Consider the following 26,989-nt stretch of genomic DNA (forward strand, 5'->3'; position numbering starts at 1 on the left):
CCTATTGGATGTCTTCCGGCAAGTCCAGGCTGTCAGGCCCTTCCATGGGGATATTGTCCTGCCGGGTGCTGTCGGGCACCACGGCTCCAGGGGAGGCCTCAGGGAGGGCGGGCAACTCATCCAAAAGGCGGTCTTCCTTGTAAAACCCAAACCGGTCTAGCTGCCGGTTGAAGACTTCGGTTTCTTTTTCCGCCAGTTCCCGGTCGTTGTTTTCAATGGCGATATCGATGATGCGCCGGTAGCCCTCCATGTCGGAAAGGATTTCATTTATTTGGTCGTATTGCTGGTCCACGGGGGCCCCGGCGTAGTAATCGAGGCGCCCCTGGTAAATGGCTTGCAATTGGTTGAACAGGTCGCGGGCCTTCATGGTTTCCCCAACCTTGTAGTAGCCGTCCAGGAAAGGTTCCACAAAGGCATAAAACCCAAACTGCTCCACAGGCATGTGGGTGAGGGACAGCTCAATGATGTTTCGTGCCCTGTCGATTTTGTTTTCTTCCAGGAGGCGCTCCAGCAGCCTGGCCAGGTTGCTCCTCAGGGAAAGGCCCTGGGAACGCGTCTGTGGATCGATGTAAACGTCGGGGTCGCCCGAGTTGCCCCATTCCCAGCCCATCACCACATCGTACATCAGGTCGGTATCGATGCGGCCCATTTCGAAGGGGCTCCGGTTCTGGGTGCGGATAGGGACGAGCTTGTACGCCATTCCGTCGAGCTGGAGGTAATCTTTCATCCAGAGGTATTCTGCGCTGTCAAAGCTTCCCCCGGAGAAATAGATGGGGCGTTCCCAGTTGTTGTTCGCCAGGATGTCTAGCATCATGATGCGGTTCTTGGCCAGGGCGCCGGGAAGGTCTATATCGATATAATCGACGATCAGGGCCGAATCCTTGGCTTTGACCAGGCCACTTTTCAGGACGTTCTCCCTGTTTACCGGCACACGGATTTTATCGGTGGGGTAGTAAACCAGGTCCAGGGTGCTTTCAGGGTACTGGCTCAGGTCGGCCCCGTTCCGCTCCAGGTAGTAGCGCAGCTTGGTCTCCGGTTTGTCACTGCCGATCCAGTTCATGAAATCCCTGATGTCCCAGCGGTTGTCGGTGATCTTTTGCAGGTAGATCACATCCCGGTTCCCGTACCGGTACAGGTCGTGGGTAAGCTGCGATGGAATGGCCTCACTTTCATATGCCTTGTGCTTCATCTGGTCTACGTACCAGTCCGTGGCGAAAAGGCTGGTGCAGATCACCCTTACGTCAGTCCGGTAATTTTCGATCTCCTGAACGTACCAAAGCGGGAAGGTGTCGTTGTCGCCAATGGTAAAGATCATGGCCCCGGCATCTTCCTGGCAACTGTCGAGGTATTGCATGGCTGCGGACCGCGCCGTGTAACGCCCCGAACGGTCGTGGTCGTCCCAGTTTTGGGAAGCCATCACCACCGGTACGGCCAGCAGGCAGGCCAGGGTAACAGCCGGGGCCCAGATACGGGGGGCGATCCATTTTTTGAACTCTTCATACAGGGCCAGTACCCCCAGCCCCACCCAGATGGCGAAAACGTAAAAGGAGCCCACCAGGGAATAATCCCTTTCCCGGGGCTGGAAGATGTAGGGGTTTGTATAGAATTGGATGGCGAGGCCCGTAAACAGGAAAAAGACCAACAGGACCCAGAACTGTTTTGGGTTGCGCGAAGCCTGGAACAATATACCGATGATCCCCAGCAACAGGGGAAGGAAATAATAGGTGTTGCGCCCTTTGTTTTCGAGTTTGTCCTTGGGCAGGTTCTCCTGGCTGCCCACGCGGATGGCATCGATGAAAGCGATGCCGCTGATCCATTCACCCTGTCCGTTGTACCGGCCTTGCAGGTCGTCCTGCTTGCCGACAAAATTCCACATGAAGTACCTCCAGTACATATATCCGAACTGGAAACTCAGCATATAGCGGATGTTGTCCCATAACGATGGGGGATGTACCTCCAGGAATTCCCCGAAGCGCCTCAGGAAACCGATGTACTGTTCCTGGTCGATTTCCCCGTTGGCCAATCCTTCCCTGACCTGTTGGGCAGCCTTCCGGAGTTCCTCGTTGCTTGATTTCAGGCTGAATTCCAGGGGCCCGAAATACTTCATGTAATTTTCGGCGTGCTGGTCGCTCCACATGCGAGGCAGGAGCCCTACGTGGTTTTCGTTGGGGCCTGGCAGGGCTTCTTCATATTTGTTGACGATAATGTATTTGCCTTGTTTCTCGTCCCGCTCGTATTTGGGTTTATCGTCCCGGTTATCCCCCGGGGGGGCAAACAGGTCGCTGTAATAGGCCCCGTACACCGGGCTGTCTACCCCCGGGTATTGCTCGCGGTTGTAATAGGCCAGCAGGGCCCGCGCGTCTTCCGGGTTGTTTTCGTTGATCACCACCTTGGCGTTGGCCCGGATGGGCAGCATCAGCCAGGAGGAAAACCCGAGGAACAGGAACAACCCGCACAACACCAGGGTATTGGCCCGGTAGTATTGGTTCCTGCGGGTGTAGCGGAGCCCGAAATAAAAGGCCCCGGCAAACAGCAGGCCCATAATGATGGTCCCTGAGTTGAAGGGCAGGCCAACCTCGTTGATAAAGAACACCTCGCTCCATCCAAAGAGTTTCAGCACATAGGTAAGTGAAAACTTATAGACCAGGATCAGCACGGCCACCACAGCCACATTGGCCAGCAGGAAGTTTTTGACGGTGGTTTCGCGGTAGCGTTTGAAATAATAGAGCAGCCCGATGGAAGGGATGGCAAGGAACCCCATGAACTGGATTCCGAAAGTGAGCCCAATCACAAAGGCGATAAGTACCAGGAACCGGTCTCCCCTGGGGGAATCGAGGTTGTCGGTCCACTTCAGGCCCAGCCACATCAGCAGCGACATGATCAGGCTGGCCATGGCGTATACCTCGGTTTCCACGGCATTGAACCAGAAGCTGTCGGAAAACGTAAGGGTCAGGCAACCAACCAGTCCGGCCCCCAGCAAGGCGATGGCCTTCGGGTTGGAGAGGGGTGCATCCCCCACCGCCAGTTTGCGGCCCAGGTTCGTAATTGTCCAGAACATAAACAAAATTGCAAAGGCGCTCGATACCCCCGACATCAGGTTCACCATCAGGGCCACTTTGTCGGCCTCAGGGGCGAAAAGGGCAAAGAAGGCCCCCAACATTTGGAACAGGGGGGCACCCGGAGGGTGGGCCACCTGCAGTTTGGCCGAGGTGGAGATGTATTCCCCGGCATCCCAGAAGCTGCCCGTTGGTTCCACGGTAAGGACATAAGTGGCCAGGGCGATTATAAAAACAAACCACCCCATCAGGGTGTCCCACTTCTCGAAGTTTTTGGCAACCATGGATCCGCGCTTTTACAGGTACGGGGCGAATTTAGCAATTAATGGCCAGATGGGGTCCCCTTTTTGCCAAAGGTTTAACACCACATGCCCCCTTGCCCGGGGATGAAATTGGATCAAATTTGTTTGGCCCAATCAAAGTTTATTTTAAATTTGCACGCTCGTAAGGCACTGGCCCATGGTGTAATTGGCAACACTACTGATTTTGGTTCAGTCATTCTAGGTTCGAGTCCTAGTGGGCCAACGAGAGAACCCCGACCAACAGGTCGGGGTTTTTTTTATGATCCACGGCATGCCCCCGGGGTTGTCCGGGCTACGGCATCCACCCGGCCTTTAAGGCAAAAACAACCGGAAGCTGCCCCCGGCAGTTTCAGGCCCCCGCTTCAAAATCGTAATAAGTGATGTCCATGCCTTCAGAGGCCTTTTTCAACGCCTCTGAGGGCGACCCGCAGACCCATAAGCTGAGCTCGGAAATAGCCGCTAATTTTCCCAGCATCGGCCCCACATTGCCCATGTGTTGAAGCACCGCATCGGAGTCCCTGTAAATTTCGCGCACGATACACTCCGACAAGGCCTCGTTATAGAACCAGTCGTACTGAAGGCAGCCATCGCCTTTTTCCTTTTCCCGGACTGCTTTAATCATCTGAGCGGCTATTTCCTTAAAATGGCCAAGTTCCCCAGGCTTTATCCGGAACCGGGCTATGGCGTCAAGTCTTTTCATTTGGTTGGTTTTACGGTGAATAGGTTGAAAGATAGCATTTTTTCAGGCTCGAATTTGCATCCTGTACTTTGGACGAAAAGGCCTCAGGCTTTTTGGTTTTCGACCCGCCCGCCCCTGCGCTGTCCAGGGAATCACAGCACTTTTTGACTTGAATGAGCGCTTTTTGCAGGGGTTTCGGGTATCTTGAGCCGGGGTGGGGGGTACCCCCGTTAAAAGGGATTGCCCCCGGCCCGAAACCGCAAGGCCCCTGCCAGGTGCTTCCCGGTGACCGGGTGCGCATCCTTCAGGGGCATTAAAGGGTTCCTGCGGTAAAGGAGGTCAGAAATTGGCCTGCAGGGATAGGATAAAATTCCTCCCGGGCCCCGATATCCCCGAACTAAAGGGCCGGTAACGCTGGTCCGTGATATTTTCCAGGCCCGCGCCAAGGCTCAGGGTTTCGGAAAGCTCATAGCGAGTCTTCAGGTTCAGGGTATACCAGGCCGGGGAATAGTTGTTGCCATTGGCATCCTTGGCATAGATTTCATCCTTGCTGCGCTCTTCCACGGCCAGGTCTTCGAATTCCCGCTCCCCCTGATACTCTGAGTATAGCTGCATTTCCAGTTTCCCCGACCTGAAATTCAACCGGCTCACCCCAAAGAAGGGGGCGGCATGGCGGGAAGGGCTGGTCGAGCCGTCGTCGAGTTCTTCGATCCCCTTTTGCAGGTTCAGGTCGGAGGCAAAGCTGAAACCTGCGGGCAGGTTGACCTCAACCCCCAGTTGCAACCCGTATACTTCGGCTTCTGCGGCGTTTTGTATGGCCTGTACCTTGCTGAGCGTTCCGTCATAGGGGATGCTGTCCTGTCCGTTGAATACAAAATCGCGGCGGACCAGGGCGTTCTTAAGGCGGGTGTAATAGCCGGTTACTTCCAGTTTGGCAACCTCCCCAAACACGCGGGCGAACCCAAGGTCGAGGTTATAGGCGTACTCCGCATCAAGGTCGGGGTTCGGGACCACCACTGCCCCGGGTTCAGAATCGAAGATCCTGCCGATATCATCCACATTGGGCGATCGGAAGGCCGTTCCCAGGTTGGCCTGCAGCACCCATTTTTCAGAGGGGCGGTAGACCCCCCCGATACTTCCGGTCAGCGCCCCGTTTTCATTGTTGGCCCGGGTAAAGGGGAAGGGGTAAAAGGGGAGGTTTTCGGTGAAATCAGCCTTCAACCGGAAATAGTTGTAGCGCACCCCCCCTTCGAGGGTGAATTTTTCAGTGAGGCGGAATTCATCACTGAGGTAGGCGGCCAGGGAGGTCCAGGTGGCCTGCGGATAACGGTCCGCCCCATCCGACAGCGCCCCGGTTACGATGTTTTCTGTGGTCCCGTCCGAAGCCACACCGTTGTGGACGTATTCCAGTCCATAGTAAAAGGTGTTTTTTTCCCCCAGCGACTTCACAAAGTCGAGGTTAGCCGACCAGGCATCCACCTGTTCCACCCGGACCTCCCGCGTATCGTCATTCAGGTCACGGGTGATCCGGCTTTCTTCAAACGCCTGGTTGGCCAGACGGAGGGTTGCCTCGTCATACCAGCGCCCGTTGCCCCGGTGATTGACGCTCAGGAGGTTCATCATCCATTGCTGGGGGCCGTAGTCCCATTGGGCGTGCCGGGGAACCCCGTTCCGCAGGCGGTTGTGGCGGTCATACCGGCCGTAGGGGGAAGTTTCAGAAAAATGGAACCCGTATTGCAGGTCCCAGTTTTCCCCCGGCGAAAAGCGCACTTTTTGCATGAGGTTCACCTGGGAATAGGCAGAGGGAACCTGCAGCAGCGGGTCTTCCTGATCCACTACCACGTCCCTGCCATCCTGGCGGCGGACAAAAAACCCCTTCACATAGTCTTTGGGGCCGTGGCTTCCCTGCCTCAGGTGGTCGTAGTCCCAGGAGCTGATGCTGGTAACAAAGGCCCATTTTTTCCAGCCGACATTCACATCCACGTGGCCGGTGCGTTCCTGGTTGGCGGAAGCATATCGGGCAATCGCCTTGCCGGAGACAAATGCCTCCCCGTCCAGGGAGAAAAGGGGGGTCAGGGTCTGGAAGCTCATGACCCCCCCGATGGCATCGCTGCCGTAGATGACTGACCCCGGCCCGAAAAGCACCTCGGTCCCCTGGGTGGCAAAGGGGTCAATGTTGATGACGTTCTGGATATTGCCCCCCCTGAAAATGGCCGTATTCATCCGCACCCCATCCACGGTGTAAACCAGGCGGTTGGTCGCAAAACCCCGGATCATGGGGCTTCCCCCGCCCTGCTGGCTTTTCTGGATGAAGACCTTGCCCGAAATCCCCAGCAGGTCGGCGGCGGTCTGGGGGTTCTGGAGGGCGACTTCCCTGGGGGTTACCGCCACGATCTTCGAGGAAATGTTGCTGCTGATCTCACGCCAGCGTCGCGCTGCAACCACTACCTCATCCAGGCTCAGGTTGGTCGGCGCCATCTGCAACTCAAACCCCTGGTTGCGCAATTCGGAGAAGCTCAAAAACAGGTTTTTATAGCCCAGGGAACGGATTTGGATTTCGAGGGCTCCTTCAAAACGGGAGACATCGGCCTGTCCCTGGGTATTGGTGGTGGTGTAATACTTGGGGTTTTCACTGTAAAGGGTGGCCCCTTCAAGGGGTTTCCCGGTTTCCTGGTCCCGGAGGGTGATGGTCTGCGCAAAGGCAGTCCCTCCGGTAAGGGCCAGCAAAACCCAAAGAACAACGCGTTTCTTCATCGTATAATGCATTGGGTTAGGTAAACTGAAAAGTAGTGCCGTGAAGGGAAATAGCGGCTTCTCTCTGAGGGATTACGCGATCACGGCGAAATAGGTTTTCCCCGGGTCCGGGGGAGGGGTTGGGGGCATCGGGGAGATACCCGTACAAAGGCTGTACGGGACCTGGGATATGGCCCGGGCGGTTACCGGGGCATAAAAATGGGTAGCGGGCTGGCTTTCGAAAAAAAGGGTTTTCATAAAGGAGATCACCTGGCCCCGGCTCTTGTCCCGCAGGGGGTCGTTCCTGAGGGCCCGGGCTGTCAGGTCTTCCAGTTCCCTGTATAAACGGGTTTCTTCCCGGTCGGGCCAACACCAGTAGATTATGTGGTTCCCTTCCCTGTAGGAGTCCACCACATCGTACATTTCCCCCTGGTAGCGGAATTCCGCGTCGTGTTCCCATTCCAGCAAGGTGTTCGCTTCAGCAAGGGAAAGGCGAATCTGCACGAGCTGCCCCCGGTCGATGCCTGCCAGCATCCGTTGCTTCACCTCCCTTTTCACCTGCCATTTCTGCAGTCCCATCCAGCCCAGGGTCCCGGCTATGGGGAGCAGGAGGGTCAGGAGGAGCGCTATGGAAAGGAGTTGTTTCTTCACCGCAATAAGGACCTGCCAGGATGGGTCCCCGCACATCCGGGGCTTCCCGGCGACCTGGCCGAAGGCGCCCCCAAGGTACTAAAATTCTTTGGCATGGAAGCCGGGGGCGGTTCGTCAATTTGGTCCGTCAGGCCTATCGGATCCTGGGGGTTTGTGCTCAGGGTTGGGAGGGCTTAAGGTAGTTCCCAAACCAGTCGAGCCAACGTTGCCAACGGTCTTTCTGGAAGCTCGGCCGCTGGATGCCGTGGTGTTCCCCTGGGTAAACCACCAGTTGGGTTTCCCTCCCCAGGCGCTTCATGGCCTGGTACATCTGTTCCGAATTGAGGATAGGGACATTCCAGTCCTCAGCTCCCCCCATCCACAGGGTGGGGGTGGTTATCTTTTCCACGTCGTTGAAGGGGGAAATCCGTTCCCAGGCCTCCGGGTTTTCCCAGGGCAACCCGAGTTCCTTCTCCCAGTAGTACTGGTAATGGTCGTGCCCGTAATTCGCCCGGTAGAGGGCCTCACTGGCCCCGGAAAGGGCGGCCTTGAAACGGTCCGTTTTGGTGATGACGTAATTGGTCAGGATCCCTCCGTAGGACCACCCACCGACCCCCAGGCGGTCGGGGTCGGCATACCCGGCCTGAATGGCGTAATCCACCCCGGCCATGACATCCTGGTAGTCCTTGGTTCCCCAGTCTGCAAAAATGGCCTGTGAAAATGCCTGCCCGTAGCCGGACGAACCCCTCGGGTTCAGCAGCAGGGTCACATATCCGTTGGCCGCAAATAGCTGGCTGTGGGCGTGGAAAGAATGGTCATACTGACTAACGGGCCCCCCGTGGATCCACAAAAGGGTCGGGTACTTTACCCCGGGCGTGAATCCGGACGGCTTTACTACAAAGCCTTCCACCGGGGTGCCGTCGGCACTGGAAAACCGAATCCGTTCGACTAATGGCTTCGGAAATTTCGAAAGCAGGGCATCATTGGTTTCGGTGAGCTTCCGCAGTTGGCCGTTTCTGTACCCGAAGATTTCATTGGGCTGCAGGCTTTTGCCCAGCAGCAGGGCGATTTCTTCCCCGGCCAGGGCGTAATCGGCAATGCTGATTTCCCCGGTTACCACCCTTTTAAGGCCGTTTCCCGTGGGGCTGACGGAGGCCAGCACCTGGGTGCCGCTTTCCTCGAGCAGGAAATAAATGGCTTTTCCGTCCGGGGCAAATTTCGGGTCGCTTACGTTGCGGTCAAGGGCCTCTGTAAGCAGGCGCGGTGTGCCCCCCGCTGCAGGGATAACCGCGAGTTTATTGGTGGCGTACCAGATGGCCGGCCCATCGGTTACCGTAACGTAGGCCAGGGACTTCCCGTCCGGGCTCCACCGGGGGGAGTCATCGGCGTGCGCGTTAAAAGTGACCTGTTTGGGGAGGTTTTCCGGCCCGGGGGTGTCTGTGGAAACCGTCCAGATATCGGAATTGTCATTTCCGTCGGGGTTCTCGCTGCGGTTGCTCACGAAGGCGATGGTGCGGCCATCCGGACTCCAGGCCGGGTCGCTGTCGTCAAAGTCGCCGAAGGTAAGCTGTACAGCTGTGGAATCCCCGGGGGTAAAGGTATACAGGTGGGTGCGGTACCGGTCAAGGTATCCCTGGTAGTCCCTCTTGAACTGCAACCGGTCAATGACGTGGGGTTTCGGTTTTTTGTCGTCCTTCTCATCTTCCGTGAGTTCCTCTGGTTTCGGGTCGCGGATCAGCAATACCAGCCTTTTGCCGTCGGGCGACCATTCATAACCCGAAACGCCCTGTTTCACCCTGGTGAGTTGCCGGGCTTCCCCTCCCAGGCGGTTCAGGGCCCAGACCTGGGTTTTGGCTTTTTCCCCCCGGGCCGCTGTGAAGGAAAGGTATTTCCCATCGGGGCTCCACCTCGGGTTTCCCGCGGAATACTCTTCCGAAGTCATGGGGAGGGCCTCGCCCCCGCCGGCCGGGACCATCCAAAGTTGGGTGGCCGGTTTGTCCTTCACGGTGTCCTGGGATGTCACTGTATAGGCAATCCACTTCAAATCGGGGCTTACCTCCACTTCCTTCACCTCCCTGAGCGACAGCAAATCGTTGGGGGTCATCCGGGTTTTTGGTTCCTGCCCCTGGAGCAGGAAGCAGGTGAGGAGCAGGGAAAACAGGCAGAATATTCTCATGGATAAAAAGGGCTAAACGGAATAGTTGTTACGGAAAAATCCTTTTGAAGTCATTTGGGTACTGTATAAAAAGCCCCCCGCATCAACCGCTGTGGGAAACCGGCCCGGTGCCTTGAAACAGGTTTCCCGGTCAATGTCCGGGGCCAGGCGGTGACCTCCGGGCAGTACCGGTCCGGGATCGTGGAGGAAAGATAGGAAATAATTCGGCAGCCCGGGTGGGGAAGTCTGATCCGTCTGCTCCTTCGGGTCAACTCCCTGAGATTTTTAGGGATACACGTTTTAGGGATATCAAAAAATTCGTATATTTGCACCACTGAAAGAATAAAAGGTATTCATGAGGGGACTAAAGTCCCCTCTTTTATTGCCGATAGTTCAGCAAAAGTGACCAAATGGCAGGCGAAGGGTTAGAACAACAGGTAACGACACTGCTGGCCGGGGCGCTGGAAAAGCGTCCCGACCTGTTTCCTGTTTCCCTGAAGGTGGGGGCCGACCAGTCGATCCGGATTATACTGGACGGGGACCAGGGCGTGAGCCTGAAGGACTGCATCGATATCAGCAGGGCCGTGGAACACCACCTCGACCGGGAACAGTACGATTTTTCGCTGGAGGTGAGTTCGGCCGGGGCAACTGCCCCCCTGGAGCTCCCCAGGCAGTATCGCAAAAACCTCGGCAGGACATTGCAGGTCAGGTCAGGGGATGCCGAGTGGGAAGGGACCCTTGAAAAAGTGGATGACCAACAGATTACCCTGTGCTGGAAAGCCAGGGAGCCCAAGCCGGTTGGCAAGGGCAAGCATACGGTTCGGAAAGAGGCTGTGATCCCCTTTTCCGACATTGAGCAGGCAAAAGTTGTTATAAAATTTTAACCGGATAGTAAGACATGGAAAATCTTGCACTGATCGAATCATTCTCGGAGTTCAAAGACGATAAGTTCATTGACCGGGTTACCCTTATGGCCATCCTGGAGGAAGTGTTCCGGGCAGCGCTCAAACGCAAGTTTGGTTCTGACGACAACTTCGACATCATCATCAACCCCGATAAGGGGGACCTGGAGATCTGGAGGAACCGGGTAGTGGTCCCCGACGGGGAAGTGGAGGAGCCCAATGAGGAGATTTCCCTTTCCGAGGCCCGCAAGATCGAGCCGGATTTCGAGATCGGGGAGGATGTTTCCGAGGAAGTTAAGCTTATCGACCTGGGGCGCAGGGCCATCCTGGCCCTCCGCCAGAACCTGATCGCCAAGATCCATGAGCACGACAATACCACGATTTACAAGCAGTTCAAGGACCTGGAAGGGGAAATCTACACTGCTGAAGTACACCATATCCGCCACCGGGCCATCATCCTGCTCGATGATGAGGGGAATGAAATCATCATGCCCAAGGAAAAGCAAATCCCTTCCGATTTCTTCCGCAAGGGCGACAACGTTCGCGGGATTATCGAAAGCGTGGAGTTGAAGGGGAATAAACCGCTGATCATCATGTCGCGCACTTCCCCCGTGTTCCTGGAGCAATTATTCCACCAGGAAATCCCGGAAGTATTCGACGGGCTGATCACTATCAAGAAAGTGGTGCGCATCCCCGGGGAAAAGGCTAAGGTGGCCGTGGACTCCTACGACGACCGGATCGATCCGGTGGGGGCCTGCGTGGGGATGAAGGGATCCCGAATCCATGGGATTGTCCGCGAATTGGGCAACGAGAACATCGACGTCATCAACTGGACGAACAACCCCCAGCTGATGGTAACCCGGGCCCTGAGCCCGGCAAGGGTTTCCATGGTGAAGCTCAATGATGAAAACAAGACGGCCCAGGTGTACCTGAAGCCGGAGGAAGTTTCAAAGGCCATTGGCCGCGGGGGGCACAACATCAGGCTGGCAGGGCACCTGACAGGCTATGAGATCGATGTGTTCCGCGAAGGGGTGGAGGAAGATGTGGAACTCACCGAGTTCTCTGACGAGATCGAAGACTGGGTGATCCAGGAATTCCGGAAAATCGGGCTCGATACGGCCAGAAGCGTCCTTGAACAGGATGTGGAGGACCTGGTCAAACGCACCGACCTGGAAGAAGAAACCATTTTGGATGTGGTCCGGATCCTGAAAGAAGAATTTGAAGATTAAGCTATATATTAGCACCTTAATAGAGTAAACGAGAGCGCGTATTTTATGGCAGACAACGCAACCATAAGGCTTAACAAAGTCCTGAGAGAACTCAATATTTCATTGGACCGGGCGGTGGATTTCCTTTCCGCCCAGGGTCATGAGGTGGAGGCACGTCCTACCACCAAGATATCCGATGAAGTATACCAGGTCTTGCTGGAAGAGTTCCAGACGGACATGAGCAAAAAGGTTGCCTCGAAGGAAGTCGGGGAGGAGAAGCGAAAGGAAAAAGAAGCGCTCCGCCTGCAACAGGAGCAGGAGCTGGAACAGAAGCGGATCGAACGAGAAAAACGCGTGCAACCCGAAGTGGTCAAGGCAAAGGCAGAGCTGGCCGGACCGAAAACGGTTGGGAAGATCGACCTCGATGCGCCCCGTAAGGTTGAGGAACCGGCCCCGCCTCAGGAGCCCGTGGCCCCTGCCCCGGCCCCGGAGCCCGAAAAACCGGTACAGGAGGAAGCCGCGCCGGTGGAGGAACCCGTTGCCAAAGCGGAACCGCCCGCAGCCCCTGTAAAGGAAGAGCCAAAAGAGCCGGAAAAATTCAAGACGGAATACCAGAAGCTCTCCGGGCCCACCATCAAGGACAAGATCGACCTGTCTCAGTTCGAAAAGGCGAAGAAGAAAAAAGAAGAAAAGAAGGAAACCGGGGACGACCGCAAACGCCGTCGCCGCCGGATCGTAACCAAGGCAGATACGGCCAGGGGTCGGGCCGCTGCGCCCAAGGGCCAGCGCTTTTCCACCCCCAAGGTGGAGCCTACGGAGGAAGAAGTGCAAAAGCAGGTTCGTGAAACACTGGAAAAACTCCAGGGCAAGACCAAAAAGGGCAAAGGCGCCAAATATCGCCGCGACAAGCGCGACCTGCACCGCCAACAGACTGAAAAAGACCTCGCCCAGCAAGAGCTGGAAAGCAAGATCCTGAAAGTTACCGAATTCGTTACTGCCCAGGAGGTGGCCACGATGATGGGGGTTTCCACTACCGAAATTATTTCCGCCTGTATGTCCCTGGGCATCATGGTTACGATGAACCAGCGCCTCGACGCCGAAACCCTGTCCATTGTGGCCGATGAGTTCGGCTTTGAGGTGGAGTTTGTCACCGCCGATTTAGAAGAAGCAATCGAAGAGCGGGAGGACGCACCGGAAGACCTGAAGCCGAGGGCCCCCATTGTAACCGTCATGGGACATGTGGACCACGGAAAGACCTCCCTGCTCGACTACATCAGGGAAGAAAACGTGATAGCAGGGGAAAGCGGGGGTATCACCCAGCATATCGGGGCCTACGCGGTTTCCCTTGACGGCGGACAGAAAATTACATTCCTCGACACCCCGGGCCACGAAGCCTTTACCGCTATGCGTGCGAGGGGCGCCCAGGTGACCGATATTGCGATTATTGTGATTGCTGCCGATGACGACATCATGCCGCAGACCCGGGAGGCCATCAGCCACGCCCAGGCCGCAGGGGTGCCCATCGTGTTCGCGATTAACAAGGTCGACAAGCCAACGGCAAACCCTGAAAAAATCAAGGAAGGCCTGGCCAACATGAACCTGTTGGTGGAAGACTGGGGTGGAAAAATCCAGTCGCAGGACATCTCTGCCAAAACGGGGCAGGGGGTCAATGAACTCCTCGAAAAGGTGTTGCTCGAAGCCGAGATGCTCGATCTGAAGGCCAATCCCGACAAGCTGGCCTCCGGAACCGTGGTGGAGGCATTCCTCGACAAGGGCCGGGGCTACGTCTCCACGGTACTGGTACAGGGCGGAACCCTCAAAATCGGCGATTATGTTTTGGCTGGTACCTGCAGCGGCAAAGTGAAGGCCATGCAGGACGAGCGCGGAAAAATCGTCCGGGAGGCCGGGCCCTCATCCCCGATTTCTATCCTTGGATTGGATGGCGCCCCCCAGGCCGGCGATAAGTTCAATGTTTTGGAGGACGAAAAGGAAGCCAAGCAAATCGCCGCCAAGCGGTCCCAACTATTGCGGGAACAAAGTGTCAGGACCCAGCGCCATATTACCCTGGACGAGATCGGGAGGCGGATTGCCCTCGGGGAGTTCAAGGAACTCAATATCATCCTCAAGGGAGACGTGGACGGCTCGGTGGAAGCGCTTTCGGATTCGTTCCAGAAACTTTCCACGGAAGAAATCCAGGTCAATATCATCCACAAAGGGGTGGGGGCCATTACGGAATCCGATGTGCTCCTGGCCTCAGCCTCAGATGCCATCATAATCGGGTTCAATGTCCGTCCGATGGGCAATGCCCGCGACCTGGCCGACAAGGAAGAAATCGATATCCGGACCTACTCCATCATCTACGATGCAATCAACGATGTCAAGGATGCCATGGAGGGGATGTTGTCCCCTGAAATCAAGGAGGAAATTACCGGTACGGCAGAAATCCGGGAGACCTTCAAGATCTCCAAGGTGGGCACCATTGCCGGATGTATGGTGCTCAGCGGCAAAATCTTCAGGAATTCCAACATCCGCCTGATCCGGGACGGAGTGGTCATCTATACCGGGGAACTCTCCTCCCTGAAGCGCTTCAAGGAAGATGTGAAGGAAGTGGCCAAGGGATATGACTGCGGCATGCAAATCAGGAACTATAACGACATCAGGGAAGGGGACCTCATTGAAGCCTTCCAGGAAGTGGCGGTCAAAAAGACCTTGTAGGGTTCAGAGAATCCTACCACTATATTTATGTAAGAAAACCCCAAATTCCGGAGGAACTTGGGGTTTTTTACTGGCGTTGATGGATGGGGTCTCTGCTGGGACCGCTTATTGCGCTGACTTGCATCGGTTGAGGCCGAGGTCTTAATTTGGGATTTGGGAGGAGGCCCCGGGAACTATCGGGATTTGATTTCCCAGCGCTATTCCGGTTTCAGCAGCAGGGCCCCGGGAAATTTCCTGCGCACTTCAAGGTATTTTTTTTCCGCCTCCAGGCGGTTCCTGAATTGCCCGACCTGCACGCGGTAGGTAGGTGAATCAAACACGATCCGGGGTTGGTATTCCGGGAATTCAAGGGAAACCTCTTCTTTGAGCTCTTCGGCATATGTATAGGTGCCGAAACCTATTTGTATGGTATAAAAGCCCGCGCTGGCGTTGGCTTCCTTGTAGATTTCAAGCAACTTCCCGATCCCTGGGTCCTGGTCGATGGATACCTGACCACGCTGGGCAAGCCCGGGGCCTGTCAGTCCAAGGGCGAGGAGGCTTGCCAAAAACAGCTTCTTCATAACTCGAATTTCTTGTGTTTTTCCCAGTTCAAAAGTACCTAATTTGGCCATTCACACGGGCCTTTACCACTTTATTTAGAATTATTATAAATTAGAAATTATAAAACAGCTAAGATTTCCAAAATAAAGTCTATGTCTTATTTTTGTCGACAATTTGAACGCGAGAAATCCGGGTTTTCCAGGTGTGGAAAGCGACCGGGTTTTCTTCCCTTCAGACGAATAAAAAGGCCTGAACAGACAGCAATTAAAGGCGATCGGGTACCCTGGGTGCCGGGCTTGTTTTTGGGTGTTGTCAGCCACAAGGAAAAATATTGAACAGCAACTCATGAAAAAGGTTCTCAACCGCCATCAGTTATCCGCACTTTTTGGTTTTTGTTTAGTAGTTACTTTCCTTTTCTCACCTTCCCTTTACGCCCAAGACGATGCTGCTTCCGACCAGGCTGCTGCGGCTGAGGCTACAGCTGCCGGTGAAGAAGGGCCCTGCGGTCCGGGGGACCCGGACAAGGGGAAGCAATTGTTTAACCAGAACTGCGCGGCCTGCCATGCCCTGAATCGCAAAATGACGGGCCCGGCCCTGGCCAATGTGGCTTCCCGCCTTATCGAGGAGGAAGGCCTTGATTGCGAATGGATCTATGCCTGGATCAAGAACAGTTCGGGCATGATTGCCTCTGGGGATGCCTATGCCAACCGCATCTATGAGGAGTACAACCAGGCAGCCATGACTGCCTTCCCGACCCTTTCCGACCAGGACATCAATGACATTTTGGCCTATACGGAGGCCACCCCTCCTGCCCCTGCAGCCCCGGCTGCGGCCGCAGCCGGGGCCCAAACGGATGCCGGCGCCTCCGGCGGGGTTTCCAATGAGTTGATCCTCGGGGCCCTGGCCATGGTTTTTGCCCTGCTGGTAATGATGCTGATTTTGGTAAACCGCACCCTTCGCCGGATCGCTGAAGCGAATGGCGTGGTACTGGAGCGGGAAAAGGCAGAAAAAGGCCTGCCCCTTTGGAAAGCCTTTGCTCAAAACCAGTTCCTGGTGCTGGTCAGTGTGATTTTCCTGATGCTGGGGGCTGCATATTTTGCCTATGGATGGATGATGCAGGTAGGGGTGGACCAGGGCTATGCGCCCATCCAGCCGATCCACTATTCCCACAAAATCCACGCCGGCGACAACAAGATCGATTGCAATTATTGCCACTCCTCTGCCCGGGTTTCAAAACATTCCGGCATCCCTTCCCTTAACGTGTGCATGAACTGCCACAAGTCGATCTACGAGTACAAGGGAAACCCCGAAGGGCCGTCTGCCGAGGACCTGGCTATGGGCTATACCAATGAGTTCTATACCAACGAGATCAAAAAACTGTACAAGGCTGTCGGCTGGGATGAAGAAAACCAGCAGTACACCGGGGAAACCCAGCCGGTGGAATGGGTGCGCATCCACAACCTGCCCGACTTCGCCTATTTCAACCACGCCCAGCACGTAACAGTGGGCAAAATCGAATGCCAGACCTGCCATGGCCCGGTAGAGGAAATGGAAATCATGTACCAGTATTCGCCCCTGACCATGGGGTGGTGCATCAATTGCCACCGGGAAACCGACGTGCAGATGGAGGGCAATGATTATTACGAAAAGATCCACGCCGAGCTGGCCAAGAAATACGGGGTGGAAAAAGTAACAGCTGCCCAGATGGGAGGCCTGGAATGCGGAAAGTGTCACTACTAACAACAAGGAGTTAATTACAACCAATCCTATGGCATCAAACAAAAAATACTGGAAGAGTGAGGCGGAACTATCCCCAAACGATTCCATTGTTGAGGCGCTGAAACAAAACGAATTCCCGGAAGAAATCCCGGTGGATGAGTTCCTGGGGGACAAGCAACAACTCGCTTCTGCCCAAACCAGCAGGAGGGATTTCCTCAAATATGTGGGCTTCAGTACAGCGGCGGCATCCCTGGCGGCTTGTGAGGGCCCGGTCCATAAATCCATTCCTTACGTCTTCCAGCCCGAGCGCATTATCCCCGGGGTGGCCAACTACTACGCCACCACAATCGCTGACGGGTTTGATTTTGCCAGCATCCTGGTGAAAACCCGGGAATCGCGCCCGATAAAGATCGAGCGGAACAAGGAGGCGCGGGTGATGGGCGGCACCAATGCCCGGATACAGGCTTCCGTCCTTTCCCTCTACGACAGTACCCGGATGCAGGGCCCCACGGCCAAGGGGGAACCCGTGGAATGGGACGCCCTCGATGCCGGGGTTAAATCCAAACTTGCGGGATTGAGGGGAACAGGCAGGCAAATCGCCCTGCTTACCCAAACTTATGCGAGCCCTTCGGCAAAACGCCTGATCAGCAGGTTTGCTGAGGCGTATGAGAACGTTACCCATGTGGTGTACGATGCCGTTTCCGACGATGCAGCCCTGAACGCCTTCGAAGCCCGATACGGGGAAAGGGCACTGGCCGATTACGACCTTTCCAAAGCCGAGCTGATCGTTTCTTTCGGGGCCGACTTCCTGGGTGACTGGCAGGGGGGCGGATACGACAGCGGGTACAGCAAAGGGCGCGTCCCACAAAATGGAAAAATGTCGCGCCACGTGCAGTTTGAAGCCAACATGTCCTTAACCGGGGCCAATGCGGATCAACGGATCCCCCTTACCCCGGCCAGGCAAAAAGTAGCCCTGGCCCACCTCTATGCCCGCCTCAATGGCAGCGCGGCCGGGGGAGAATTGCCCGAAAAGGCGACCCGGGCCCTGGAGGCTGTGGTTAGCCAGATTGGAAAGGCGCCTGGAAAGGCTGTGGTCCTTTGCGGGCTCGACGACCCGGATGCACAGGCAGTCGTCCTGGCCATCAATGAAATGCTGGGCAGCCAGGCCTTTGATGTGGCGGCTCCCCGCTATGTGCGCCAGGGCAACGCCCGGAAACTCAGCCAGCTGGTTGCCGATATGAATGCTGGGAAGGTGGGCGCCCTGATCATGGATGGGGTAAACCCGGCGTACTCCCTCCCGAATGCCGGGGAATTTATTGAAGGCCTTTCGAAGGTCGATATTTCGGTGGCATTTTCGACCAACCAGAATGAGACCACCCAGCACACCACCTTCGCCGGGGCAGCCAACCATTACCTGGAATCCTGGGGCGATGCAGAGTTCAAAAAAGGGCACTATAGCCTGATGCAGCCCGTGATCCGGGAACTTTTCGATACCCGTCAGTTCCAGCAGTGCCTGCTGAACTGGATGGACGCCGAAACCACCTATTACGATTTTATCCGGGAAACCTGGGGCGAAAGCATCCTGGGCGGAGCGGAATGGAGCCAGGCGCTCCATGACGGGGTTTACACAAGTGCTGCCCCGGAAGCCGACCCGAAAATGCCAGCAGGACCCGCCGATAAGGAAACCGGGTCAGCAAGCGAGGCCGCCGGCCAGGTTTCTGTAGCTGCTGCAGTGCGCCGCCTTGCCGGGGCTGCAGATGCCGGGATGAGCCTGGTGATGTATCCCAAAGTGGGCATGGGCGATGGCCGACAGGCCGGAAACCCCTGGCTGCAGGAGTTCCCCGACCCCATTACCCGGGTCTCCTGGGATAACTATATTACTATTTCCAAAAAAGACGCCAGTGACCTCGGCCTGGTCAATACCCACGTGGCCAACGGGGGTATGGACGGGAGCTATGTGGACCTCGACGTCAATGGGGTCACCCTGAACAGGGTACCTGTAATCATCCAGCCGGGGCAGGCAGAGGGCACCGTGGGGCTTTCCTTTGGATACGGCCGTGCGGTCGGCATGAAGAAGGAGATGCAGACCGGGGTAAATGCCTTCCCCCTGTACCAGGATTTTAATGCCATCCAGTCCGTTGCCCTCAAAAAGGCTGACGGCATGCACGAGTTTGCCTGTGTACAGCTCCATAAAACATTGATGGGTCGCGGCGACATCATCAAGGAAACGACCCTGGAGGATTTCAATACCCTGGAGGCCGCCGAATGGAACCCGGTTCCCCAGGTATCCCTGGACCACCAGGAAGTCCCCGCCACAACCGTCGACCTCTGGGATAGCTTTGACCGCTCCATAGGGCACCATTTCAACATGTCCATCGACCTGAACGCCTGTACCGGTTGCGGGGCATGCGTCATCGCCTGTAGCGCCGAGAACAACGTGCCGGTGGTAGGGAAGGAGGAAATCCGCCGTTCCCGCGACATGCACTGGCTGCGGATAGACCGGTATTACTCTTCCGAGGAGACTTTTGAGGCCGATAACCTGAAGAAAGACGGGTTTTCGGGGGCTTTCGAGTCCAAATCCGGGTTTGAGGAAATGGAAGACCCTGCGGCCAACCCGCAGGTGGCATTCCAGCCGGTGATGTGCCAGCACTGCAACCATGCGCCCTGTGAAACGGTTTGTCCGGTGGCCGCCACGGTCCACAGCCGCCAGGGGCACAACCACATGGCCTACAACCGTTGCGTGGGTACGCGCTATTGCGCAAACAACTGCCCGTACAAGGTGCGCCGCTTCAACTGGTTCCTGTACAGCGACAACGACGAATTCGACTTCCACATGAACAACGACCTCGGCAAGATGGTCCTCAATCCGGATGTAAACGTCCGTTCGCGTGGGGTGATGGAAAAATGCTCCTGGTGTATCCAAATGACCCAGAAGGCCATCCTGGATGCGAAGCGCGAGGGCCGCGAGGTCAGGGATGAGGAATTCCAGACCGCCTGTTCCAATGCGTGCAGCAGCGGGGCTATCGTTTTCGGGGACGTCAATAACCCTGAGAGCGAGGTGGCCAGGCTTAAAGAAAGCGAAAGGATGTACCACCTCCTGGAGCATGTGGGGACCAAGCCCAATGTGTTCTATCACGTTAAGGTCCGAAACACAAACGAAGCATAACAACTTAAGAAACGAATACTAGATATGGCGTCGCATTACGAAGCACCAATACGCAAGCCCCTTGTGCTGGGTGATAAGGGCTACCACGAGGTATCGGTAGACATTGCAGCCCCGGTGGAGGGAAGGGCCAACAAGCACTGGTGGATAGTATTTTCCATCGCGCTGGCCGCCTTTCTTTGGGGGGTCGGGTGTATCATCTATACCGTTTCCACCGGGATAGGTACCTGGGGACTCAACCGCACCGTGAACTGGGCCTGGGACATTACCAACTTCGTCTGGTGGGTGGGTATCGGCCACGCTGGAACCCTGATCTCAGCCGTATTGCTGCTGTTCCGCCAGAAGTGGAGGATGGCGATCAACCGTTCCGCTGAGGCAATGACCATCTTCTCGGTGATCCAGGCCGGGCTGTTCCCCATCATCCACATGGGACGTCCATGGCTGGCGTACTGGGTCCTCCCTATCCCCAACCAGTTCGGATCCCTTTGGGTGAATTTCAACTCCCCCCTGCTTTGGGACGTTTTTGCGATATCCACCTATCTTTCGGTTTCCCTGGTGTTCTGGTGGACCGGGCTGTTGCCCGACTTTGCCATGATCCGCGATCGCGCGGTAAAGCCTTTCCAGAAGAAAATATACAGCCTGGTGAGTTTTGGCTGGACCGGGCGGGCCAAAGACTGGCAGCGTTTTGAGGAGGTTTCCCTGGTCCTCGCCGGTTTGGCCACCCCCCTTGTACTTTCCGTTCATACCATTGTATCCTTTGACTTTGCCACCTCGGTCATCCCGGGATGGCACACGACCATCTTCCCCCCTTATTTTGTGGCCGGGGCCATCTTCTCCGGCTTTGCCATGGTGCAGACCCTGCTGATCATCATGCGGAAGGTGAGCAACCTTGAGGCCTATATCACCGTGCAGCACATCGAGCTGATGAACATCGTGATCATGATTACCGGGTCCATTGTCGGGTGTGCTTACATCACCGAGCTGTTCATCGCCTGGTATTCCGGGGTGGAGTACGAACAGTACGCGTTCCTGAACCGGGCCACCGGGCCTTACTGGTGGGCGTATACCCTGATGATGACCTGCAACGTGGTTTCGCCCCAGGTCATGTGGTTCAAAAAGATCCGTACCAGCATTATGGTGTCTTTTATCATTTCAATTGTGGTAAACATCGGGATGTGGTTTGAACGGTTTGTGATCATTGTGACTTCCCTCCACCGCGATTACCTGCCGTCTTCCTGGACCATGTTTTCCCCGACCTTTGTCGATATCGGCATCTTTATAGGCACTATCGGCTTTTTCTTCGTCCTCTTCCTCCTGTATGCCAGGACCTTCCCGGTCATCGCCCAGGCGGAGGTGAAGTCCATCCTGAAATCTTCCGGGGAGCGGTACAAGAAGCTTAGGGATGCCGGCAAACCCCTTTACCAGATGCCTGCAACGGCTGCGGTAAAACAGGGTGGCGGAAAGCCTTCAGCCCCCGCCGCAGGCGACCAGGAGAAAATTGGCGCCCTGCTGGGAACCCTGGGGGTCTTCGATGCCGCCACGGAAACCCCGGACGACCTGAAAAAGATCAAGGGAGTGGGCCCGCAAATGGAACAAACCCTTAACCAGATCGGCATCTTTACCTTTGGGCAGGTCAGCCGGATGACAGAAAGGGAATATGACCTGCTCGACTCCCTTACCGGGTCATTCCCCGGCAGGGCACAACGAGACGACTGGGCCGGACAGGCGAAACGCTTAAACGAAAAGAAATAGGTTATGGCATCTAAAGTGATTCACGCGTATTACAATGACGATGACGTGCTGATGCAGGCGGTAAAGAAAGTAAAGGCCGCCCGGCACCACATCGAAGAGGTGTACTGCCCGTTCCCGGTCCACGGACTCGACAAGGCCATGGGACTGGCACCCACCCGCATCGCCATTACCTCCTTTATGTATGGCTGCCTTGGGCTCACTGTGGCCATCGTGATGATGAACTACATCATGATCCAGGACTGGCCCCAGGATATCGGGGGGAAACCCAGTTTCAGCTATATCGAAAACATGCCTGCCTTTGTGCCGGTAATGTTTGAGATGACGGTGTTTTTTGCCGCCCACCTGATGGTGATAACCTTTTACCTGAGGAGCCGCCTGTGGCCCTTCAAAAAAGCGGAGAACCCGGACCCCAGGAGTACCGACGACCATTTTATCATGGAAGTGGAGGTACACGGCGATGAGGCTGGCCTGACGGCCCTGCTCAGGGAAACCGGTGCCGTAGAAATCAATAGTGTCGAAAAGTAATTCTGAACGATGAAGAACACGCTTATTTCAGCAGGGGTAATTATACTGGTGCTGGTGCTGGCGTCCTGCCAGGACAACAACCAGCCCAACTACCAGTATATGCCCAATATGTATGAGTCCGTCGGCTACGAGACCTACGAAAAGGTAGACTGGCTCCCGGAGGGCACCGAGGCGATGATCCCCGTGGAAAATACCATCTCCAGGGGCCTGGTTCCCTATGCCTTTGAGAATACCCCCGAGGGCAAGGACGCTTCCCGCCTGGCGGCAAGCCCTCTCGATTCCCTGCAGCGGGAGGAAAACCTTGCCGTGGGAAAACAACTCTACGATATATACTGTGCCATCTGCCACGGGGCCAAAGGCGACGGGAAGGGCACCCTGGTGCAACGTGAAAAGATCCTCGGGGTACCCTCTTACGCAGACGCCGCCAGGAACATCACGGTCGGGGGCACTTATCATGTAATCTACTACGGGCTCAACTCGATGGGCTCTTACGCGAACCAATTGAACCACAAAGAGCGCTGGCAGGTTTCTGAATATGTGATGAAACTCAAGGAAGACTTAACAAAATAAAGCAGCATTGCAGATGTATACCTTCTCGAACAGACTTAAAATCGGATCCCTGGTGTTGATGGCCCTCGGGCTTCTGGGGATGGCCATTGGATTTGTATCTGCCCCTTCCACGGTGGAAGAAGCCAGGGCCATGGTGGCTTCCCACGGGGATGGCCACGGAGGGGACCATGCCGCTGCAGCTGCTGATGGCGCTGCCGCACATGGAACGGCCCATGCCGACCAGGCCCATGGGGAGGAAGCCCACGGCGCAGACCACGATGAACACCTGTTGCACCAGCTGCAGAACCGTCCCTGGGCGGCCATGTATGTCGCCATCTTCTTTTTCTTTATGATTTCCCTTGGGGTACTTGCATTTTATGCCATTCAACGGGCGGCCCAGGCCGGATGGTCCCCCCTGTTGTTCCGTGTAATGGAAGGTATCACTGCCTGGCTGGTGCCTGGCGGCATTGTACTGTTTGTGTTCCTAGTATTGTCCGTACTCCATATGAACCACCTCTTTGTTTGGATGGATGCAGAAACCGTGGCCCACGACGAATTGCTCCAGGGCAAGGCAGGGTACCTGAACCCCACCTTCTTCCTGGTCCGCGCAGCCATATTCCTTGGCGGATGGATCGCTTACCGCGAAGTATCGCGCCGGCTTTCCCTGGCCCAGGACGCTGCTGACGACAACAGCAATTTCAAAAAGAATTTCCGGTGGTCCGCCGGGTTCCTGGTCTTCTACCTGGTAACCGAATCCATGATGTCATGGGACTGGATCATGAGCCTTGACCCGCACTGGTTCAGCACCCTCTTCGGATGGTACGTATTTGCAAGCATGTTTGTTTCCGGCATTACCGTGATTGCCATGGTAACCATTTACCTGAAGTCAAGGGGGTACCTGCCCGATGTCAATAACAGCCATATCCACGACCTGGCCAAGTTTATGTTTGGCATCAGCATTTTCTGGACCTATCTTTGGTTTGCCCAGTTCATGCTCATCTGGTATGCCAATATCCCGGAGGAAGTGACCTATTTTGTAACCCGGATCGAACAGTACACCCTGCCCTTCTGGGGCATGCTGGCCATGAACTTTATTTTCCCGCTGCTGGTGCTGATGAACAGCGATTACAAGCGGCTTAACTGGTTTGTGATCATGACCGGAATAGTTGTACTTTTAGGTCATTACCTGGATGTTTTCAACATGGTAATGCCTGCGACCGTAGGGGACCAGTGGTATATCGGCATCCCGGAAATCGGCGCCGTGCTCTTTTTTGCGGGGGCCTTTATTTTCTGGGTTTTCCGTGCCCTGACCAAGGCGCCCCTCCAACCGACGCGCAACCCGTTTATTGAAGAAAGCCGCCAATTCCACTATTAAACGAATCCATAGCGAATCATATCCGTTCACACAATGACAGCATTTTTGACGATCACGGTTTTAGTTTTGGTGGCCATTGCCATCTGGCAAATGACCAAAATCTTTGAATTATCACAGGTAAGAGCTAAAGCGGGAAATTCGGAAGTAGCCACTGAGGAAGACAACAGGTACAACGGCTACCTGATGTTCCTCTTCCTGGTATTCATATACGGCATCACCATTTTCAGCTTCTGGAAATACGGCAAGTTTATCCTGCCTGAAGCGGCCAGTGAACACGGGGGGGAATACGATTCCCTAATGTTGTGGACATTTGTTATTATTTTTATCGTACAGATCATCACCCAGGCGCTGCTGCATTATTTTGCATTCAAGTACCGGGGAGAGGAGGGCAGGAAAGCATTGTTCTTTGCCGATAACGACCGGCTGGAATTCATATGGACCATTATCCCGGTGATCGTGCTTGCAGGGTTGATCCTCTGGGGGCTTTATACCTGGACGAGCATTATGGACATCAATGATGAGGACGATCCGCTGATCGTGGAGCTTTATGCCCAGCAATTCAACTGGACGGCCCGCTACGGGGGCGCCGACAACGTACTGGGGGAGGCGAACGTCCGCCTGATCGATATCGACCGGGCAAACGTGCTGGGGCTGGATGAGTCCGATCCCAATGGGGTCGATGACATCCTCGTAAAAGAACTCCACCTTCCGGTCGGGCGGAAAGTGAATTTCAAGTTCCGCTCCCAGGATGTGCTACACTCGGCGTATATGCCGCATTTCCGGGCCCAGATGAACTGTGTGCCCGGCATGGTCACCGAATTCTCCTTCACCCCCACCGTAACCACGGCGGAGATGAGGCAGCGACCGGAGATCATTGATAAAGTGCAGCGCACCAATGCCCTCCGTGCAGAAAGGGCTGCCGCCGGGGAACCGAATTCGGACCCCTGGGAATTCGACTACGTGCTGTTGTGCAACAAGATCTGTGGCAAGTCGCACTACAACATGCAGTTAAAAATTGTCGTGGAGACCGAGGAGGAATACCAGGCCTGGATCGAAAGCCAGCAGACGTTCGGGCAGACCATGGCCTCCATGCAACCGTAAAAAAAAATTAGCTAGAAAAGGAATAAAACCAAAGGATTATGTCAGTACAAGCACACGCAGTGGCAGATGATCACGCCCATGACCACGGGCACCACCACAAAGAGACGTTTGTAACCAAATACATCTTCAGCCAGGATCACAAAATGATCTCCAAACAGTACCTCATTACGGGGTTGATCATGGGGATCATCGGTATCGCCATGTCGCTGCTGTTCCGCATGCAGTTGGCCTGGCCCGGGCAGTCGTTCCCGATTTTTGAGGCGCTGCTTGGCAAATGGGCCCCCGGGGGTGTCATGGACGCTGACATTTACCTTGCCCTGGTAACCATACACGGCACCATAATGGTGTTTTTCGTGCTTACTGCCGGGTTGAGCGGTACCTTTAGCAACCTGCTGATCCCCCTGCAGATCGGGGCCCGCGATATGGCCTCCGGTTTCCTGAACATGTTGTCGTACTGGATGTTCTTCACCTCCAGCGTCATCATGGTCATTTCACTTTTCGTGGAAGCCGGCCCTGCCGCTGCGGGATGGACCATATACCCGCCCCTGAGTGCCCTGCCCATGGCACAGCCCGGATCGGGAATGGGGATGACCCTGTGGCTGGTGTCGATGGCCATTTTCATCGCCTCCTCCCTGCTGGGTTCCCTGAACTATATTGTCACCGTTATCAACCTCCGGACCAAGGGTATGTCGATGACCCGCCTGCCCCTTACGATCTGGGCGTTTTTCGTGACCGCTATCATCGGGGTAATTTCCTTCCCCGTCCTCCTTTCGGCAGCCCTGTTGTTGCTTATGGACCGCAGCTTCGGGACCTCCTTTTTCCTTTCTGATATTTTCATCCAGGGAGAGGTCTTGCACTACCAGGGAGGCTCCCCGGTACTTTATGAGCACCTCTTCTGGTTCCTCGGACACCCCGAGGTTTACATCGTAATCCTGCCCGCCATGGGGATTGTTTCGGAAGTGATGTCCGTAAATGCGCGCAAGCCCATCTTCGGATACCGCGCTATGATCGCCTCCATCCTGGCTATCGCCTTCCTCTCCACCATTGTATGGGGACACCATATGTTTATTTCCGGGATGAACCCCTTCCTGGGGTCGGTATTTACCTTTACCACCCTTTTGATTGCCATCCCTTCCGCGGTAAAGGCCTTTAACTGGATTACCACCCTCTGGAAAGGAAACCTGCAGCTCAACCCGGGCATGCTCTTTTCCATAGGGATGGTATCTACCTTCATCACCGGGGGTCTTACCGGGATCGTGCTGGGTGACAGTACCCTGGACATCAATGTACACGACACCTATTTCGTGGTCGCCCACTTCCACCTGGTTATGGGGATCTCTGCCCTTTACGGACTCTTTGCCGGGGTATACCACTGGTTCCCCAAAATGTTCCAGGGCCGGATGATGAGCAAAAACCTGGGATATATCCATTTCTGGATCACGGCAGTGGGGTCCTATGGCGTTTTCTTCCCCATGCACTTCGTGGGGATGGCCGGCGTTCCCAGGAGGTATTATGAGAACACTGCGTTCCCCATGTTCGATGAACTGGTGGACGTACAGGTGCTGATGACCGTTTTTGCGATAATTACGGCCGGGGCCCAGCTGATCTTCCTTTACAATTTTATTCGCAGTATGTTCTACGGCGAGCGGGGCCCGCAAAACCCCTGGAATGCCACCACCCTGGAATGGACGGCCCCCCAGGAACATATCCACGGGAACTGGCCAGGGGAGATCCCCGAGGTACACCGTTGGTGTTATGACTACAGCAAGACCTACGACAATGGGGAGTATATCCTTAAGGGACAGGACTTTGTGCCCCAGCACATCCCATTGCAGGAAGGGGAAGAGGAATTGCAGCACTAGCCCCTCTTCGCCTGATACGCATC

The 26,989-nt window shown here is 55.6% G+C and carries 17 protein-coding genes and 1 tRNA gene; 12 read left to right on the plus strand and 6 right to left on the minus strand.

The features are described from left to right. Nucleotide 1 precedes the first annotated feature (1 nt). On the minus strand, nt 2–3,340 hold the full coding sequence (locus NG653_RS12275; RefSeq protein ID WP_252742008.1) for a glycosyltransferase family 117 protein: 3,339 nt from the start codon (nt 3,338–3,340) through the stop codon (nt 2–4). A gap of 169 nt (nt 3,341–3,509) precedes the next feature. Between NG653_RS12275 and NG653_RS12280 the strand changes: the two genes are divergently transcribed. Beyond that, nucleotides 3,510–3,581: transfer RNA gene (locus NG653_RS12280), tRNA-Gln, on the plus strand. 126 nt (nt 3,582–3,707) lie between these two features. Here the strand turns inward: NG653_RS12280 and NG653_RS12285 are convergent. From NG653_RS12285 to NG653_RS12300, 4 genes are all read right to left on the minus strand, one after another. Continuing rightward, entirely contained in the window at nt 3,708–4,058 is a 351-nt protein-coding gene (locus NG653_RS12285) for a putative quinol monooxygenase (RefSeq protein WP_252742009.1), read from the minus strand. Between the two features lie 318 nt (nt 4,059–4,376). Then, nucleotides 4,377–6,791, minus strand: a complete 2,415-nt coding sequence (locus NG653_RS12290) for a TonB-dependent receptor (protein ID WP_252742010.1) — start codon at nt 6,789–6,791, stop codon at nt 4,377–4,379. Between the two features lie 72 nt (nt 6,792–6,863). Next, a complete protein-coding gene (locus NG653_RS12295; RefSeq protein ID WP_252742011.1) occupies nt 6,864–7,457 on the minus strand; it encodes a hypothetical protein in 594 nt (197 codons plus the stop codon). A 121-nt stretch (nt 7,458–7,578) separates the two neighbouring features. Then, entirely contained in the window at nt 7,579–9,576 is a 1,998-nt protein-coding gene (locus tag NG653_RS12300; RefSeq protein ID WP_252742012.1) for a S9 family peptidase, read from the minus strand. Between the two features lie 389 nt (nt 9,577–9,965). On the opposite strand from NG653_RS12300, the gene rimP reads away from it, so the two are divergent. From rimP to infB, 3 genes are read left to right on the plus strand one after another with little or no spacing between them, the layout of a single operon-like run. Then, on the plus strand, nt 9,966–10,439 hold the full coding sequence (gene rimP, locus NG653_RS12305; RefSeq protein ID WP_252742013.1) for a ribosome assembly cofactor RimP: 474 nt from the start codon (nt 9,966–9,968) through the stop codon (nt 10,437–10,439). A 14-nt stretch (nt 10,440–10,453) separates the two neighbouring features. Next, complete coding sequence (gene nusA / locus NG653_RS12310) at nt 10,454–11,686, plus strand: transcription termination factor NusA (RefSeq protein ID WP_252742014.1); 1,233 nt, start codon at nt 10,454–10,456, stop codon at nt 11,684–11,686. A gap of 45 nt (nt 11,687–11,731) precedes the next feature. After that, complete coding sequence (gene infB, locus NG653_RS12315) at nt 11,732–14,380, plus strand: translation initiation factor IF-2 (RefSeq protein WP_252742015.1); 2,649 nt, start codon at nt 11,732–11,734, stop codon at nt 14,378–14,380. Nucleotides 14,381–14,577: 197 nt separating this feature from the next. Here the strand turns inward: infB and NG653_RS12320 are convergent, their stop codons facing one another. Beyond that, a complete protein-coding gene (locus tag NG653_RS12320) occupies nt 14,578–14,940 on the minus strand; it encodes an SPOR domain-containing protein (RefSeq protein ID WP_252742016.1) in 363 nt (120 codons plus the stop codon). Nucleotides 14,941–15,265: 325 nt separating this feature from the next. Between NG653_RS12320 and NG653_RS12325 the strand changes: the two genes are divergently transcribed. From NG653_RS12325 to NG653_RS12360, 8 genes are read left to right on the plus strand one after another with little or no spacing between them, the layout of a single operon-like run. Further along, a complete protein-coding gene (locus NG653_RS12325) occupies nt 15,266–16,660 on the plus strand; it encodes a c-type cytochrome (RefSeq protein WP_252742017.1) in 1,395 nt (464 codons plus the stop codon). A gap of 28 nt (nt 16,661–16,688) precedes the next feature. After that, nucleotides 16,689–19,805, plus strand: a complete 3,117-nt coding sequence (locus tag NG653_RS12330) for a TAT-variant-translocated molybdopterin oxidoreductase (RefSeq protein WP_252742018.1) — start codon at nt 16,689–16,691, stop codon at nt 19,803–19,805. A 24-nt stretch (nt 19,806–19,829) separates the two neighbouring features. Then, a complete protein-coding gene (locus NG653_RS12335) occupies nt 19,830–21,554 on the plus strand; it encodes a helix-hairpin-helix domain-containing protein (RefSeq protein WP_252742019.1) in 1,725 nt (574 codons plus the stop codon). A 3-nt stretch (nt 21,555–21,557) separates the two neighbouring features. After that, nucleotides 21,558–22,079 carry a DUF3341 domain-containing protein gene (locus tag NG653_RS12340; RefSeq protein WP_252742020.1) on the plus strand — a complete coding sequence of 174 codons (522 nt, stop codon included), beginning with the start codon at nt 21,558–21,560 and terminating at the stop codon, nt 22,077–22,079. 9 nt (nt 22,080–22,088) lie between these two features. Next, nucleotides 22,089–22,649 carry a c-type cytochrome gene (locus NG653_RS12345; protein ID WP_252742021.1) on the plus strand — a complete coding sequence of 187 codons (561 nt, stop codon included), beginning with the start codon at nt 22,089–22,091 and terminating at the stop codon, nt 22,647–22,649. Between the two features lie 13 nt (nt 22,650–22,662). Further along, entirely contained in the window at nt 22,663–24,003 is a 1,341-nt protein-coding gene (locus tag NG653_RS12350; RefSeq protein WP_252742022.1) for a quinol:cytochrome C oxidoreductase, read from the plus strand. A gap of 33 nt (nt 24,004–24,036) precedes the next feature. Then, nucleotides 24,037–25,104, plus strand: a complete 1,068-nt coding sequence (locus NG653_RS12355) for a cytochrome c oxidase subunit II (protein ID WP_252742023.1) — start codon at nt 24,037–24,039, stop codon at nt 25,102–25,104. Between the two features lie 38 nt (nt 25,105–25,142). After that, nucleotides 25,143–26,966 (plus strand): cytochrome c oxidase subunit I, encoded by a 1,824-nt coding sequence (locus tag NG653_RS12360; RefSeq protein ID WP_252742024.1) that lies wholly within the window; start codon nt 25,143–25,145, stop codon nt 26,964–26,966. Nucleotides 26,967–26,989: the final 23 nt, after the last annotated feature.

Source organism: Robiginitalea marina (assembly GCF_024006985.1).
Lineage (GTDB): Bacteria > Bacteroidota > Bacteroidia > Flavobacteriales > Flavobacteriaceae > Robiginitalea > Robiginitalea marina.